This is a genomic window from Streptomyces flaveolus (genome assembly GCF_000716535.1).
Lineage (GTDB): Bacteria > Actinomycetota > Actinomycetes > Streptomycetales > Streptomycetaceae > Streptomyces > Streptomyces flaveolus_A.
Map to the genome: position 1 here is coordinate 36,261 of NZ_JNWV01000022.1, position 13,314 is coordinate 49,574.

The window sequence follows — 13,314 nt, forward strand, 5'->3', positions numbered from 1 at the left end:
CCGGAGGAGTTCGTAGGCCGTGAGGGCCGGGACACACGGGCGCGCAGCTTGCATAGTAACCGCAGCCGGTCAGCGCCCCAAAAGGCGATCATCACGACGTCACTGAGCCGGACGTCACGAGCCGGTGGTCGGGGTGGCGGGATTTGAACCCACGGCCTTCCGCTCCCAAAGCGGACGCGCTACCAAGCTGCGCCACACCCCGTCTGGTGCGACACGTAGGGTACATGCCTCGGCCCGATCCGTCGGCCGCATTCTCCGAGGCGGGACGCGCGGTGCCGCGTCGCCCTACTCGTTGGCCCCGACGGCGGGCGACCCGCTACGATGCCTTCAGTGCCGCGGTCGCCGACCTGCGGCGCACTGCTGCGGGCGTAGCTCAATGGTAGAGCCCTAGTCTTCCAAACTAGCTACGCGGGTTCGATTCCCGTCGCCCGCTCTGGATGCCGAAGGCCCAGGTGAGAGGGTGTTTTCCTCTCCCTGGGCCTTCTGCCGTCACGGGGGTCGATCAGCCCTCCGTGCCCCCCGCGTGCCCCTTCGGCCGGCGACGCCGCTTCAGAGCGTTCACGATCACCGCGTCGACCCCGTCGGCGATCTCCCGCTCACGGTGATCCGAAGTGTGCTGATAGATCAGCGCCGCACGGGTCGAGCTATGGCCGAGCCGGGTCATCAACTCGCGCGTGCTGGCGTTGGTCTGGGACGCCAGGGTGTTCCCGGTGTGCCGAAGATCATGGAACCGGAGACCGGTCACACCGACTTCGGCGCACGCCTTGTGCCACAGCACGTTGAAGTGGTTGCGGCGAGGAGTGGCACCCTTCGCGCCGACGAACACTCGGCCGTCAACACCGGGCTCCGCGAACTGCTTCATGTGAGCGACGACCACCGGCATGATCGAACGCGGAATGGCCACGGACCGCTTGCCCGCCTCGCTCTTGGGTGCCTTGTAGATCCGCTCGCCGTTGTTCAGCTCCGAGACCGAGCCGCGCACCCGAATCATGCCCGCCTCCAGGTCGACGTCCCGTCGGCGCAGTGCGACCAGTTCGCCCCACCGCAGGGCGCAGAAGGCGCCGAGCAGCACCAGGGCGCGGTAGCGGGGCTGTGAGGCGTCGGCGATGGCGAAGACGTCCAGGACGGAGGCGGTGGGCCGCTCCGGGGTGGACACCGTGCCGCCGTTGCGGATCTGACACGGGTTGCGGCGGATCAAGCCGTCTTCAACGGCCGTCCCCATGATCGTGCGGAGCAGCGAGTAGGCCTTGGCGACCGTGGTCGGGCCGATGCCCTGCTTCAGCCGGGCATGCCTCCAGGCACGGACGGCAGCCGGCGTGATGTCGGCGATGGACAGACGCCCGAAGGTGGGCGCCAGGTGTACCCGGACGAGGATCTCGTACAGCTCCTCGGTGGACTTGGCCAAGGGCCGTTCGGCCACCCACGCCTTCGCGTACTGCTCGAAGGGCACCTTGGCCGCGTCGGGGTCGCGCCAGTCCCCCTGCCGCATCTCGGTCTGGACGTCCGCGAGCCAGTCGTCCGCCTCACGCTTCGTCCGAAACGTGTCGGGGGCAGGGCGCAGCACGCCGTCAGGGCCGACGTAGCGGGCCTGGTAGCGGCCGGACGGGAGCTTGCGGACCCGGCCGAACTGTCGACGCCTACCGGCCATCAGGCAGCCACCTCCTGGCGGGCAGAGGCCCGGCGGCGCGGCTCGACGGTGTTGGCGGCGATGAAGTCGCGTACGGCGCTCTCGGGGATGCGAACGTGCCGGCCGACCTTCACGTAGGTGATCCGCCGTTCTTCGATCAGGCGCCGGGGGAAGCGCGCGGTCGTGCCGAGTACTTCGGCCACCTGGTCCACGGTGAGATACCGCTCATTCATGGTCGTGCGCTCCTTCCAAGACGGGACGTTCTTCGCGTGCGATCTCGCGGCTCTGCTGAATGTCGCGGCGGATGTTGGCGGCGAGCCAGGACTCACCGGGGGTGTGGCCGTGGCCGGCGTAGGTCCAGTGGGCGAGGGTCAGGGTGGTTGCTTCCTCGTCGTTGGGGTCGGGCAGGCCGAGGGCGGCGCGTTGCTGGGCGGCGCGGTAGTCGGCTCGGGTCTGGCGCAGCGCGCCGAGGGTGGTGGAGTAGCGGCGGGACTTGGTGGAGAAGTGGCCGCGGAAGCCGAGCATGTGGGCCCAGTCGCGCAGCTTGCGGTCCGGGTACAGCGCGTGCAGGTCGAGGCATGCCTCGATGAGCCGGGCCGGGTGGTCGGGGACGCCGAGCAGGGTCAGGGCCTCTTTGTTGCCGATGCGGCGGTCGACGGTGCCGGTGGTCTCGGCGGCTTTGGTCGCGTACTTGGCCACGTAGGAGGCCACGGCCTGTTCCGTGATCTCCTCACCGTCACCGAAGGCGCGGATCGGGCGGACGTCGAGCTGCGTTCCCCACGTGAGCGTGCGGGCGGGCTGGTCGCCGGCCGGGTCGACGTCGACAGCGACGCGGGCGGCTGCGGCGCGGATGGCGTCGGTGAGCAGGTTGAGGGTCGCCCAGGCCGGCGGCGGGCTGTCGGGGCCGTCAGGTCCGTCGAAGCGGATCACGGCGTGGAAGTGGACGGCTCCGCGCTTCTGGTACTCGGCGACCTTGCCGAAGGAGACCCGGGACTGCTCCCGCGCGGCCTTCTGGGTGAGGCCGGCACGCTTCGCGATCTCCCGGCGCAGGTAGATCGTGAAGTACCGCCACAGCTCGGAGGCGTGGTTATTCCACAGCACGGCGCCCGCGTAGTCGTATGTCTCGGGGTCCAGCGGGGTGCCGAGTTCGGGTGCGTCCTCGGGGTGGCGGGTGCCGCAGCGGCAGGGCCGGTTGCCGGGTCGGTTGTGGACGGGGCCGAACGAGGGGGCGGTGAGGGTGGCGAAGACGCGGGGGTGGTCTCGGATGGTCTCGGGGGTGCCTTTGGCGGGGTCGCCGACGAGGCCGGCGCGGATGAGGTGGTAGGTATCGCCGGCGTAGGTCCAGGCGCAGGAGGGGCAGCGGGAGGCACGGCGGTTGCCGCACGCCACACGGAGGACACCTCCGGGCTCGGTGTCCGTGGAGTACGCGTGCAGCACCTGCCCCGTGGACGCGTCTCGGGTGACCGTGGCGCCCGTGAGTCGGATCGGGTCGGTGCAGCCGCCGGTGCGGCGGATCTGGTCTTGGATGCGGTCGAAGCCGTCTGACCCGGCCAGCCTCAGCAGGTCGTTGAGGGTGGCCGGGTCCAGGCCCGCCCGGGTGGCGGCGTCGGTCAACGCTGCTCCTCCTTCGGCGGGTGGGTGTCGATCCACTCCTCGGCGCACACCTTGTGGACGGGCTTGCCGGTGTCGGAGCGGAGCGGGGTGGGCTTGGTGCAGATCACGCAGGGCTTGTCGCTGCTGTGGTCGAAGTGCTCGGGCGAGCGCCAGTCGAGGAACGCCACGGCGGTCACCTCGTCCGGGTGAGCGTGGGGGCGGGGGTGGTGTGGCCGGTGCCCTTGCAGGTCGGGCAGGTGACGGTGAGGGTGGCGCGGGTGCCGTCCGGGTGGCGGGTGCCGGAGGTGATGGCGGCGGTGGCGAAGCCGTCGCAGTCGCGGCAGATGGGCGTGTTCTGGGCGCGCTGGGGCATGATGAGGGTTCCCTTTCGGGTCCGTTGGATCTGGAAGAGGTGCAGGCACCCGGGGCGGCGGAAGTTTGGCGACCGAGGCCGCCCCGGGGGCCGTTTAGCGGCGGCGGTTGCGACCGCGCGGGATGGGCGGGATGGAGTCGTAGGACTCCTGGCCGGCGCGGAAGTCGCTCAGGTCGGTCACGTCCTTGTCGGTGCCGATCTGGCGCATGATCCGGTTCATGGCCCTGGTGTCGCGGTGGCGGCGGGCGATGGCGTACTCGCGGCCGAGTTCGACCATCTCTTCGTTGCGGGCGGGTTCCGGGGCGTTGTTCTTGCGGCTGAAGATGCCCATGTCAGCGCTTCCTTTCAGCGTTCAGCATCGAGCGGAGGACGACGGCGCACACGGCCACGGAGGTGGCGGTGATGGCGACCGCGAGGAGCATGGAGACCAGGACCGCGCCGACGACCAGAACGACGGCCGTGCCGCCGCCGACGAGGGCGAGCGCGGTGCCGGGGGTGAGCTGGACGGTCGGCCGGTTCGACACCGGGGCGGGCGGAGCCGGGGCCTGTGCGGCCGGGACGGGTGCGGTGGCCTGCGGTTGGACGGTGGCCGGGGGCGGGGCGGTGTCCTGGGGCGGGTACTTCGGGGTGAACACGGCGATTTGCCCCTTCCGGTTGGGTTAGTTGACGAGGGAGGCGACGACGGGGCCGAGGAAGCTGTGGGCGACGAGGTAGCCGCCGAGGAGGAGCAGGGCCACGAGCCACCACGGCGGGTGGACGTGCTTGACGCCGAGGTAGCCGATCGCGGCGACGGCGAGCCAGAGCGGAACGTCCATGGCGGGATCTCCCCTTTCAGGACTTGCAGCGGTGGGTGCGGGCGGCGAGTTCGGCGGCGGCGCGGCTGTCGTAGTCGGCGGAGAAGCCGCAACGCGGGGCCGTGCAGGCGGCGGTGTGCTTGTCACGGCCACGGCCGTCGTAGGAGGTGGCGACCTGGACGGGGCCGATGCGGATCACGTCACGGAAGCGGCGGTGGACGGTCACGGGCGATTCCCTTCGGGTCAGGCGAGTTGGAGTTGGTCGGTGATGGTGCGGGTCATGTCCTCGGGCAGGCCGAGGCGGGCGGCAAGCACGTCGGCGGGCATCGGGGAGCCGGTGGAGACCCGGTGGGTCTCGGCGAGCTTGCGGGCGTGATCCAGCAGCGCTGCCGGGATGACCGGGGCGGAAGCCGCGGGCTTCACCGGGGCTGGTTCCGGCGCGGGCGCGGGAGCCAGTTCGGGCGCCGGCGCGGGTGCGGATTCGTCGGCGCGGTGGACGGCGACTTCCGGCACGACGGGTTGCTCGGTTTCCGGCTCAGCCGGGGCCGGGGGCGGGGTGGTGGGTGAGTGGACGAGCAGGGTTCCGCCGAGGAAGGCCAGGGCGGGCCAGCCGGCCACGAGGATGCGCAGCCAGGCCGGGACGTTGCCGAGGTCGAGGAGTCCGGCGGTGGCGATGTTGGCGCCGAGCGAGGCGCCCAGGGCGATGACGAACCAGGTCCAGGCCGAGCGGTCACGCCGGGCGTTGCGCAGCCGACGCCACGCGGCGACCAGCAGCAGGTCGACGGAGACCGGGTAGGCCCAGGCCTTCCACCCGGACTGACCTGCCGCTGCGGCCAGGTCATGCAGGTGGGCGAAGGACAGCGCACCGGCGATCACAGCCTGAACGAGCACGGCGTCCGGGCGGAGGGACGAGCGAGGCATGGAGAACACCTCCCTTCACGGGAGTCGGGCCCACAGGCGGGGCGAAGATCAGTCGGGGTTGTGGCCGGAGCCGAGGCAGTTGAGGCAGAGGCCGACCTGCTTGCCGACCGTGCGGCGCTTGCGGCCGACGCGGACCGTGCGGGAGACCTCGCCGGTGCCCTTGCACACCGGGCACTGCTCGGCCTCGCCGGAGCGGGTGGTCTTGGGTGCTGCCACGGTGGAACCGCCTTCCGGTTTTCGGCATGGACCGGGTAGGGACCTGGCGCGAGAGCGGTCGCGCCGACCGTGGAACGGGGAGGGGGTTACTCAGTGACCGGTCGCGGCTTGACCAGCGACGGGGAGTCCGCTGGCGCCGTGGCGGGCACGTAGGGGCGGAACGGGTCGAGGAACGGCAGGTCCGGGACCAGGTGGGCGAAGGCCCGGCAGACCGTCACCACTTCTTCCTGCGTGACGGCGGGGGTGCGGATCTTCGACCAGCCACCGGAGGTGTCCGCAGCGACGGCGGTACCGGGCCGGTCCATCTGGATCAGGCTCGCGGCCGGCACGGCGTCCGGGGCGACGTCGGCGAGGCCCATTTCGGCGGTCTGCTTGTCGTTGACCCGGTGCACGACACGGCCGGTGAGCTGGGCGCGGAGCATGGTGGCGCCCTTGCCCAGGTCGGAGCCGAACCGCTGTCCGCAGATCTCCAGGTAGATCCCGACCGCGCGAGCCATCTGCGCCAGCCGGATCAAGCCGGTGACGATCCGCTCCCGCCGCTCCTCATCCTTGCGTGAGGAGATCAGGAACAGTTCCGCGACCTCATCCACCAGGACCACCACCGGCACCGGCCGCAACGCTTCGGGCAGTTCCCAGATCTCGGAGACGCCGTGCTTGCTCAGCAGGTCGAAGCGGTCTTCCATCTCCGCAACCAGGATGCCGAACAGGGACGCGGCGTCATCCGGGGTGGTGACCAGGGCCGACAGACGCGGGGCGTAGCGGGACTGCTCGACGCCGCGCTTGCAGTCCACTCCCACCAGCGCGACCGGCAGTTGGGCGAGGCCCTTGATCAGGTTGCGCTGGTACATGGACTTGCCGGACTGGTTCGCGCCCAAGGTGAGCGCCATCGGGGCCTTGCGGTAGTCGCGCTCGAAGGCGGTCCCGTCCTCCCGCAGGGCCACCGGCACGATCATGTCGTGCGGCACCGCCTTACGCGGCATCCGAACCCGGCGCAGCACGTCATACCCGGTCATCCGCAGCTCAACGAAACCCGGCTTGGTCTCCACCACGGTCACCGAGTGCACACCCCAGGCATGCCGCAGCCGTTCCGAGGCCGCAGTCACGTCCGCAGGCTCCAAGCCAGCCGGGAGCCGCAGGGTCACCCGCAGCCCGGTCGACGTGCCCCGCACCCGGCGGATCTTCGGCGGCACCGGCTGCACCTCACGGCGAGCCAGGTTGCGGGTCATGAACGCCCGCAGACCCGACGGCTGCACCGTCAGCCCGCACACGTCCATCGTGGACCGGTACGAGAACCCGAACCGCGTCAGCGTCGCCGGCAGACCCACCAGCGCCCAGTACGCGCGCGGAGCCCGCACCCTCGCGTAGCCGACACCACCGGCGGCGGTTAAGCCGGCCGTGGCCTCCAGCCACATCGTCACGTCGGTCATGGTCAGGCCGCCGGGGTGATCGCAACCGCGCGGAACGAGATGCCGTGCCGCTTCTGCCCGTTGAACTCGTTCTCCCAGTCACGGGCCTTCAGCCCGATCACCTTCACCGGCATGCCCGGCACCAGGTCCCCCTGGTAGCCCGTCTCCGGGATGGTCACCTGGTACAGGTTCCCCTCCCCCTCGTCCGAGACGAGCAGGCCCACGGTCGACAGGCCCGCACCGGTCTCCCGGTCGATGGCCCGCTCACCGGTCTTGGCATTCGCCATCTTCGGCACCGGTGCGGTCGCCACGAACACCACAGCGGTCGAAAGGTCGATCTTGAACGATGGCATTCTGGAGTCTCCCTCATGGGATGAGCCCCGGGCTGCGTCGTGATCTTGGCGGATGGCACGTAGCCCGGGGCGCCTTGTTTTGCGACACCACCGAAGCTACTCGCAGAAAAACTGCGAGTCAACAGAAAAACTGCGACTAGTAGCGGAAGTCCGGGTCTGCGAGACTGACTACTAAGCCAAGGGAGGAACATATGAGCAACTACGGGCTCTTTGTCCGCTTCACGCTTCGCGACGGTGCTGGCGAAGCGTTTGACGCCCTGGTCCGGGAGACCGTCGCAGGCATCCGGGCGCACGAACCCGGCACGCTGGTCTATGCGTGCCACGAGGTTGAGGGAGCGCCCAATGAGCGGATCTTCTTCGAGATCTACGCCGATCGAGAGGCCTTCGAGGAGCACGAGCGTCAGCCGCACACGCGTCACTTCCTGGCGGAACGCGACAAGTACGTCGAGAAGACCGAGGTGGACCGCCTCCAGCCGTACGCCGGCAAGTACCCCACCGGAGCAGAGAAGTGACGACCCCTGACACCAAGGCCCTAGGCCCGAGGGTCAAGGAGCTGCGACGCGCCGCAGGCATGTCACAAAGCGACCTTGCCGTCGCCATGGGGCGCTCGGAAAGTTGGGTGTCACAGGTCGAAAGAGGCGTACAGCCCGTCGAGCGGCTATCGGTTCTGCAAGCTCTGGCCGACGCGCTCAACGTACCCGTACGAGAACTCCGGCCAGACGCCCCGCCGGCAGAGGAAGTCGAGCCGGAGGCCGAGGCGAGGAGCAACGACCTCGACGGACTACGAGTAGCCCTCACCGGTCACCCAGCACTGGGCAGTCTCTTTCAGCAGCCGCCAGCCGAACCGACCCCATCGCTCGCCGACTTCCGTCGACAAGTGGATGAGGCGTGGAGCCTCGTGCACGCGTCGAGCTACGCGGCACTCAGCGATCACCTCGCCAAGCTGTTGCCCAGGATCGAGACCGCAGTACGTCACGCGCCCGCGGGTGACCGCACGGAGCTTCACTCCTTGCGCGCCAAGGCGTATCAGGTGGCCGCAGCCAGCTTCACGCGGCAGGACCAGGCGGATGCGGCGTGGATCGCAGCGGACCGGGCATTGCAGGCAGCCGAGCTGGCGGGCCAGCCCTTGGAGGTGGTCGCGAGCCTGTTCCGCATGGCGCACGCCTTCATGAGGCAGCAGCACATGGAGCAGGCGGAGCAAGCAGCGAAGTCAGCTGTGGCCGTCATGGAACCGAGGGCGGAGGCGCCGGCATGCCCGCCGGAAGAGCTGTCGCTGTTGGGCGCCATGAACCTGGTCCTTGCGGTGATCAACGCGAGGGAGGGCAACCGAGCACGAACCCATGAGCACATTGCGCGGGCACGAGGGATCGCTGCGCGGTTGGGTGAGGACCGCAACGACTTTGACACGGAGTTCGGGCCGACGAATGTGGAAGTCCACGCCGTGAGTACAGCGGTCGAGCTGGGAGATGCAGGGCTTGCCCTAGAGGTGGCCCAGGACGTGGACACGTCCGGCTTGTCACCCGAACGGCAGTCGCGTTTCTTGCTTGACGTGGCGCGAGCACACGCGCAGCGGCGACACGTCGGCGAGGCCACAGCCGCGATCTTGGAGGCTGAGGCCTTGGCGCCCGAGCAAATCCAGGACCACCACCTTGCCCGCGAGGTCATTCGCGACTTGATCCAGCTCTCCGGGCCCCGGGTGCCAGACGCGCTGCGAGACCTAGCCGAGCGGAGCGCTGTCCTCTAGACCGACCTGTTACAGGTTTCTCTACCTCATCAAGCCCCGGCTTCGCTCCGCTCCGCCGGGCGCGCTCCCGGCTCCGCTGCGGGCGACGCTCCTGCCTTCGGCCCGCTCCGCCCGCGCTGCGCCGACGCGCGCCCACTGGTGGATAGGGCCGGCGGCCATGAGTCGATCACCGCGCACACTGACGGTCAGAACAGTGCCTCCGGCGGGGGATCGGCCGGCACCGGGATGGAGGGGGCGCCGTCGCCGACTGCGGGCCCGTTGTGGCAGATGCTGGGGGCTCCCATCCCGCACACCATCGACCCAGGCAGAGCCGAGCAGACGCGGCCCCTGGCGTCCAGGTCGTTCGTACAGTGGCGCGCTCCACCTGGACGCCAGGAACCACGCCCGCTCCACGGTGTGTGGGTCGACGGCGTACGGGATGGAAGCTGGGGACAGTGGTGGGTTGAGGCAGTTGGCCAGGGAGGACCAGCAACGGCATGGCAACATTCCGGCCAACCTTGGCGTAAGCGCAACCGCATGCTGCGGCGAGCAAACGTGAGTTTCGGTGAGTGGACGCGAGTGTCCGTGAGTCTCACCCCAAATGCTTACTTGCTGGAAGTGACCAGACGTGGAGACGGCCGGATGAGCACTGGGGCGCCCACTGTTACCGTCTTGAAGCAGCTCAGGACCGCATGCTCGCAAGTGGCAGCCAGCGCAGGCGAGTTGCAGCCGCACGCATGCTAGGGTACGCAGCTACACACGCAGATACGCCAAAAGGACGTCCGCGACACCTCTCACCGCGCGCTGACGCCTGATGGCCAACAGGAGGACCCCTTGCTGGAGAAGAAGCCCGCCCAACCCTCAAAGGCATTGCATCACAATGCCTATCGGGATACGCCGGACAGTACAGCAGTGAGACCACAGGAGGCAAGCAAGCTAGCCCAGGCAGCGGCACTGATCTCGGCTCTTGCCAGTTTGATCACGGCGCTGACAGGAGCCGCAGTCGTGTTGCTGCACTATTCCTGACCTCTGGGCAGCGTGCCCCCGGCGTGCCCGTTGGAAGGGCACACAAGGGGGAACCACGGGGAAGAGCGGCCATTCCTCAGCCGACATGCAGGTCAGCGTTCTGCCAGCTCGCAGCGGACCCGCGTACGCGATCTTCCAAACTAGCTACGCGGGTTCGATTCCCGTCGCCCGCTCTGGATGCCGAAGGCCCAGGTGAGAGGTTGAATGCCTCTCACCTGGGCCTTCTGCCGTTCCCGGGGCCTGTCCGGCTGAGGGCGGTGTCGGGCCGCTGCGGTTCGGGATGTCGCCGGCAGAGGTCGTCGAGGCGCTGAAGGTCTCCGAGCCGGGACTGGGTGCTCCACACCCCTGACGCATCGCTCGCTCCTTACGCGCCCACTGTTCGTGAAGGAGGAGTGGTCGGAGTCGGAGTACTACCGGGACCGCCTGCCGCAGGAAGGCGCCCCGGACAGGACGGGGACCGCCGTGGTGCTGTCTGGGCGGCGCGCCGGGCGGTGGCACGAGGTGGCCCGGGTGTGTGCGAGCGGGGGCAGCGCGTCCTGGCCGTGACCTGTCGACGGGGATTGCCGGTGGCGGGGTCGGCCGGGTTCAGGTCCCGGTGGACCATTCCGGCCCGGCGGATGTCGTGCGGGGCCTCGGCGGCGAGTGCGCGCGGTCCGACGGGCGGGAGCGGGCCGTGTCGGCGGTTGCCGTGAAGGCGTCGCGGGCGGCGGTCACCTCGCTGCGGAACCGGATGCGGCGGCCGGAGGCGATGGGGCACCTCTTGTTCAGGGCGAGGTGGACCACGGCCATGCCGGCGTTGCCGGCGCCGCCCTCGGCCGGGTGGTCGCCGGCCTCCGGCGGCCGCAGGCGCCCCGGCGCCCTACCCGTACACACCCCCGTCGTGACCCCCGGCTCCCCTGCCGGTCAGAACCTGATCGAGTTGATGGACTCCGCTATCGAGTTCAGGAAGCGGTTGATCGATGGGGCCATGCCGGTCGAGGCGAGGAAGAAACCGAAGAGGATGGCGACGATGGCCGGGCCGGCCTTGATGTTCCCCCCTCGGATCAACACCACCAGGATGATCGCCAACAGCAGCACCACAGACAGTGAAATGGCCACAACTGATCACACCCTCGGTCGGTCCGCTCTCCCGGCCCGGAGGTACGGCCCGCGCACCCCCGCCAGAACCATCGTGCCACCAACCCGCCCACCGTATGCGGGTCCTGACACAACGCCGGACGAACACACATGCGCGGGACACCTCGCACAGGAATGCGACCGGTGACGCGGTCACGAAATCCACACGAATTCCCGGGAGTTCGTTTCAATAACCACGCAATGCACGGGACAGGGAATCCGCGTACGGGACACAGAGACGCCGTATGCCCGAATTAGTCTGTATTAATCGGTACATCCGGGGCGAACGGACGACACCTGTGTGCCCATCATCACGTCTACCAGGATGGCAAGTTCAGTGAATTACGGGGTACCCGGGCGGGATAACCAGGAATGACAGTGCGGGTTTTACGGAATCCCACAGCCGACGCTAGGGTGCCTGAGATGTTCGACGCCGCAACGTCCCCCGGCCACAGCCGCAGGCCGCTCCCCCCGGCACAGTCGCCGGTGCGCGGGGTGCCCGACCGGCGAACCCCGACGCACGCGCAGGAGCAGTCGCGGACCGACAGACCGGGCAGGCAGCGCGACGCGTTCTTCGACAACGCCAAGTACCTGGCGATCGTGCTCGTGGCGCTGGGGCACTCCTGGTCGGCCATCAAGACCGACAACCGGGCCCTCGAAAGCCTGTACAACGTCGTGTACACCTTCCACATGCCGGCGTTCATCGTCATCTCCGGCTACTTCTCCCGCAGTTTCGACATGCGCCCGGACCGGCTGAAGCGGCTGGTCACCGGCATAGCGGTCCCGTACCTGCTGTTCCAGATCGCCTATTCGCTGTTCCGGCGGTACGCGGGCCAGGCCGACGACCCGATCAGTCTCGTCTCCCCCTACTACCTGACCTGGTTCCTGTGCGCGCTGTTCATCTGGCGCCTGACCACCCCCCTGTGGAAGCTGGTCCGCCGGCCGCTGCCCCTGGCGCTGGGCATCGCCATGGTCGGATCGGTCACCCCGGGCCTCGACGACAACCTGGACCTCGGCCGCGTCCTGCAGTTCCTGCCCTGCTTCGTCCTCGGTCTGCTGCTGAAGCCCGAGCACTTCGCGCTGATACGCCGACGCGCGGTGCGGGTGCTGTCCGTACCGGTGTTCGCCGCGGCGCTGGCCGTCGGCTGGTGGAGCGTGCCGCGCGTGGACGGCGGATGGTTCTACCGGCAGAGTTCGGCGCCGGACATCGGCGCGCCCTGGTGGACCGGGCCGCTGATGACGCTGGCCATGTTCGGCTGCGCGCTGCTGCTGACCGCCTGCTTCCTCGCGTGGGTGCCGGGCCGCCGGACGTGGTTCACCGCGCTCGGCGCGGGCACGTTGTACGGCTATCTGCTCCACGGCTTCGTGGTCAAGGCCACGCTGTACACGGGCGGGTTCGACCTCGCCGAGCAGTACGGCGCCCTGGGCACGGCCGCCGTCACCGTCCTCGCGACCGCCGCCGTCACGGTGCTGTGCACCAAGCCGGTGCAGCGGGTCTTCCGCTTCGCGATGGAGCCGAAGATGGAGTGGGCGTTCCGGGAGGACGCGGCCGAACTGGCCCGCGAACGGCACAAGCAGCGGGAGACGGTCGGCGTCTAGCCGCTCCGGGTCCCGGCGGCCAGCCGCTCCCGCCCCCTCCCCCGTCGGAAACCACGCTCAGGCTTCGAGACCGAGAAGTGCGCGCGTCCTCGCGTACTTCTCGGTCAGCCGTTCCCGGGTCGGCTCGTCGAGCGCCGCGAGCCGCCGCGGGTCGGCGTTGTGCGCCAGGTCGGCCTCCTTCACCAGCAGCGCGCCCGGGGTGGCGAGGATCCGGCGCGTGTACGCCTCCAGCTCCTCCCCCGGCCGCTTGGTGAGGGCGTCCACGATGGCCTTGGTGCGCGGGGTCAGGGCGGCGGCGGCCAGCCACTCCCGGCTGAGCGCGTCGTCCTCGACGGAGTCGTGCAGCCAGGCCGCCGCGATCTGCTCCGGGTCACCGCCGCGGGCCCGCACGCCCTCGGCGACGGCCACGAGGTGCTCGGCGTACGGCTGCCCCGCCTTGTCGGTCTGCCCCTCGTGGGCGGCCCGCGCGACGGCCTCGACCTCTGCGAGCGTGAGCTGCGTCATGGCTCCAGTGTCCCCCCGCGCCGCACCCGGCGCCCACCACGGAGGACCGGGCGGCCCGGCGGC

Annotated in this window: 20 protein-coding genes and 2 tRNA genes; 5 read left to right on the plus strand and 17 right to left on the minus strand. The window is 69.6% G+C overall.

Going from position 1 to position 13,314, the window contains the following annotated elements:
* Positions 1 to 125: 125 nt before the first annotated feature.
* A tRNA-Pro gene (locus tag OO52_RS24070) sits at positions 126 to 202 on the minus strand.
* 160 nt (positions 203 to 362) lie between these two features.
* On the opposite strand from OO52_RS24070, the gene OO52_RS24075 reads away from it, so the two are divergent.
* Positions 363 to 433, plus strand: a tRNA-Gly gene (locus tag OO52_RS24075).
* Positions 434 to 502: 69 nt separating this feature from the next.
* On the opposite strand, the gene OO52_RS24080 is transcribed toward OO52_RS24075, so the two are convergent.
* The 13 genes from OO52_RS24080 to OO52_RS24130 all read right to left on the minus strand — a co-directional run bounded on the left by OO52_RS24080 (position 503) and on the right by OO52_RS24130 (position 7,283).
* Positions 503 to 1,648 (minus strand): tyrosine-type recombinase/integrase, encoded by a 1,146-nt coding sequence (locus OO52_RS24080; RefSeq protein WP_051818693.1) that lies wholly within the window; start codon positions 1,646 to 1,648, stop codon positions 503 to 505.
* Complete coding sequence (locus OO52_RS24085; protein WP_030648629.1) at positions 1,648 to 1,860, minus strand: excisionase family DNA-binding protein; 213 nt, start codon at positions 1,858 to 1,860, stop codon at positions 1,648 to 1,650. The genes OO52_RS24080 and OO52_RS24085 overlap by 1 nt, the downstream gene beginning before the upstream one ends.
* Entirely contained in the window at positions 1,853 to 3,241 is a 1,389-nt protein-coding gene (gene repSA, locus OO52_RS24090) for a replication initiator protein RepSA (protein WP_030648632.1), read from the minus strand. Before repSA ends, OO52_RS24085 begins: the two co-directional genes overlap by 8 nt.
* On the minus strand, positions 3,238 to 3,408 hold the full coding sequence (locus tag OO52_RS51625) for a hypothetical protein (RefSeq protein WP_167347934.1): 171 nt from the start codon (positions 3,406 to 3,408) through the stop codon (positions 3,238 to 3,240). Before OO52_RS51625 ends, repSA begins: the two co-directional genes overlap by 4 nt.
* Positions 3,409 to 3,413: 5 nt before the next feature.
* Positions 3,414 to 3,593 (minus strand): hypothetical protein, encoded by a 180-nt coding sequence (locus tag OO52_RS24100; protein WP_030648640.1) that lies wholly within the window; start codon positions 3,591 to 3,593, stop codon positions 3,414 to 3,416.
* A gap of 94 nt (positions 3,594 to 3,687) precedes the next feature.
* Positions 3,688 to 3,924, minus strand: a complete 237-nt coding sequence (locus OO52_RS24105; protein WP_030648643.1) for a hypothetical protein — start codon at positions 3,922 to 3,924, stop codon at positions 3,688 to 3,690.
* 1 nt (position 3,925) lies between these two features.
* Positions 3,926 to 4,228 carry a hypothetical protein gene (locus tag OO52_RS24110; protein WP_030648646.1) on the minus strand — a complete coding sequence of 101 codons (303 nt, stop codon included), beginning with the start codon at positions 4,226 to 4,228 and terminating at the stop codon, positions 3,926 to 3,928.
* A gap of 24 nt (positions 4,229 to 4,252) precedes the next feature.
* Complete coding sequence (locus OO52_RS51630) at positions 4,253 to 4,408, minus strand: hypothetical protein (protein WP_167347935.1); 156 nt, start codon at positions 4,406 to 4,408, stop codon at positions 4,253 to 4,255.
* Between the two features lie 16 nt (positions 4,409 to 4,424).
* On the minus strand, positions 4,425 to 4,613 hold the full coding sequence (locus OO52_RS24115) for a mobile element transfer protein (protein ID WP_030648649.1): 189 nt from the start codon (positions 4,611 to 4,613) through the stop codon (positions 4,425 to 4,427).
* Between the two features lie 17 nt (positions 4,614 to 4,630).
* Positions 4,631 to 5,308 (minus strand): DUF2637 domain-containing protein, encoded by a 678-nt coding sequence (locus OO52_RS24120; RefSeq protein ID WP_030648652.1) that lies wholly within the window; start codon positions 5,306 to 5,308, stop codon positions 4,631 to 4,633.
* Between the two features lie 48 nt (positions 5,309 to 5,356).
* Entirely contained in the window at positions 5,357 to 5,524 is a 168-nt protein-coding gene (locus OO52_RS51635; protein ID WP_167347936.1) for a hypothetical protein, read from the minus strand.
* 86 nt (positions 5,525 to 5,610) lie between these two features.
* Positions 5,611 to 6,951 (minus strand): FtsK/SpoIIIE domain-containing protein, encoded by a 1,341-nt coding sequence (locus tag OO52_RS24125; RefSeq protein WP_030648656.1) that lies wholly within the window; start codon positions 6,949 to 6,951, stop codon positions 5,611 to 5,613.
* Positions 6,952 to 6,953: 2 nt separating this feature from the next.
* Positions 6,954 to 7,283 (minus strand): hypothetical protein, encoded by a 330-nt coding sequence (locus OO52_RS24130; protein WP_030648659.1) that lies wholly within the window; start codon positions 7,281 to 7,283, stop codon positions 6,954 to 6,956.
* Positions 7,284 to 7,474: 191 nt separating this feature from the next.
* Between OO52_RS24130 and OO52_RS24135 the strand changes: the two genes are divergently transcribed.
* The 3 genes from OO52_RS24135 (at position 7,475) to OO52_RS50965 (ending at position 10,032) form a co-directional block, all read left to right on the plus strand.
* A complete protein-coding gene (locus tag OO52_RS24135) occupies positions 7,475 to 7,795 on the plus strand; it encodes a putative quinol monooxygenase (protein ID WP_030648662.1) in 321 nt (106 codons plus the stop codon).
* The gene (locus tag OO52_RS24140; RefSeq protein ID WP_030648666.1) at positions 7,792 to 9,027 is read left to right on the plus strand and encodes a helix-turn-helix domain-containing protein; all 1,236 of its coding nucleotides are present in this window, start codon (positions 7,792 to 7,794) and stop codon (positions 9,025 to 9,027) included. The genes OO52_RS24135 and OO52_RS24140 overlap by 4 nt, the downstream gene beginning before the upstream one ends.
* A gap of 813 nt (positions 9,028 to 9,840) precedes the next feature.
* Positions 9,841 to 10,032, plus strand: a complete 192-nt coding sequence (locus OO52_RS50965) for a hypothetical protein (protein ID WP_158712550.1) — start codon at positions 9,841 to 9,843, stop codon at positions 10,030 to 10,032.
* A gap of 585 nt (positions 10,033 to 10,617) precedes the next feature.
* Here OO52_RS50965 and OO52_RS24145 read toward each other — a convergent pair.
* Together OO52_RS24145 and OO52_RS24150 are read right to left on the minus strand one after the other, a co-directional pair.
* The gene (locus OO52_RS24145) at positions 10,618 to 10,905 is read right to left on the minus strand and encodes a hypothetical protein (RefSeq protein ID WP_030648669.1); all 288 of its coding nucleotides are present in this window, start codon (positions 10,903 to 10,905) and stop codon (positions 10,618 to 10,620) included.
* 30 nt (positions 10,906 to 10,935) lie between these two features.
* Positions 10,936 to 11,130: a hypothetical protein gene (locus tag OO52_RS24150; RefSeq protein WP_030648672.1), complete on the minus strand. Its 195-nt coding sequence runs from the start codon at positions 11,128 to 11,130 to the stop codon at positions 10,936 to 10,938.
* A 513-nt stretch (positions 11,131 to 11,643) separates the two neighbouring features.
* Here OO52_RS24150 and OO52_RS24155 point away from each other — a divergent pair.
* Entirely contained in the window at positions 11,644 to 12,747 is a 1,104-nt protein-coding gene (locus OO52_RS24155) for an acyltransferase family protein (protein ID WP_030648675.1), read from the plus strand.
* A gap of 57 nt (positions 12,748 to 12,804) precedes the next feature.
* Here OO52_RS24155 and OO52_RS24160 read toward each other — a convergent pair whose 3' ends face one another.
* Positions 12,805 to 13,251: an HD domain-containing protein gene (locus OO52_RS24160; RefSeq protein ID WP_030648677.1), complete on the minus strand. Its 447-nt coding sequence runs from the start codon at positions 13,249 to 13,251 to the stop codon at positions 12,805 to 12,807.
* Positions 13,252 to 13,314 lie beyond the last annotated feature (63 nt).

What these genes read in the sequence shown, in the direction of transcription:
- OO52_RS24130 (WP_030648659.1), bottom strand. Translation starts at nt 7,283, where the DNA reads ATGCCATCGTTCAAGATCGACCTTTCGACCGCTGTGGTGTTCGTGGCG.
- OO52_RS51630 (WP_167347935.1), bottom strand. Translation starts at nt 4,408, where the DNA reads ATGGACGTTCCGCTCTGGCTCGCCGTCGCCGCGATCGGCTACCTCGGC.
- OO52_RS24080 (WP_051818693.1), bottom strand. Translation starts at nt 1,648, where the DNA reads ATGGCCGGTAGGCGTCGACAGTTCGGCCGGGTCCGCAAGCTCCCGTCC.
- OO52_RS24120 (WP_030648652.1), bottom strand. Translation starts at nt 5,308, where the DNA reads ATGCCTCGCTCGTCCCTCCGCCCGGACGCCGTGCTCGTTCAGGCTGTG.
- OO52_RS24100 (WP_030648640.1), bottom strand. Translation starts at nt 3,593, where the DNA reads ATGCCCCAGCGCGCCCAGAACACGCCCATCTGCCGCGACTGCGACGGC.
- OO52_RS24085 (WP_030648629.1), bottom strand. Translation starts at nt 1,860, where the DNA reads ATGAATGAGCGGTATCTCACCGTGGACCAGGTGGCCGAAGTACTCGGC.
- OO52_RS24160 (WP_030648677.1), bottom strand. Translation starts at nt 13,251, where the DNA reads ATGACGCAGCTCACGCTCGCAGAGGTCGAGGCCGTCGCGCGGGCCGCC.
- OO52_RS24125 (WP_030648656.1), bottom strand. Translation starts at nt 6,951, where the DNA reads ATGACCGACGTGACGATGTGGCTGGAGGCCACGGCCGGCTTAACCGCC.
- OO52_RS24135 (WP_030648662.1), top strand. Translation starts at nt 7,475, where the DNA reads ATGAGCAACTACGGGCTCTTTGTCCGCTTCACGCTTCGCGACGGTGCT.
- OO52_RS24105 (WP_030648643.1), bottom strand. Translation starts at nt 3,924, where the DNA reads ATGGGCATCTTCAGCCGCAAGAACAACGCCCCGGAACCCGCCCGCAAC.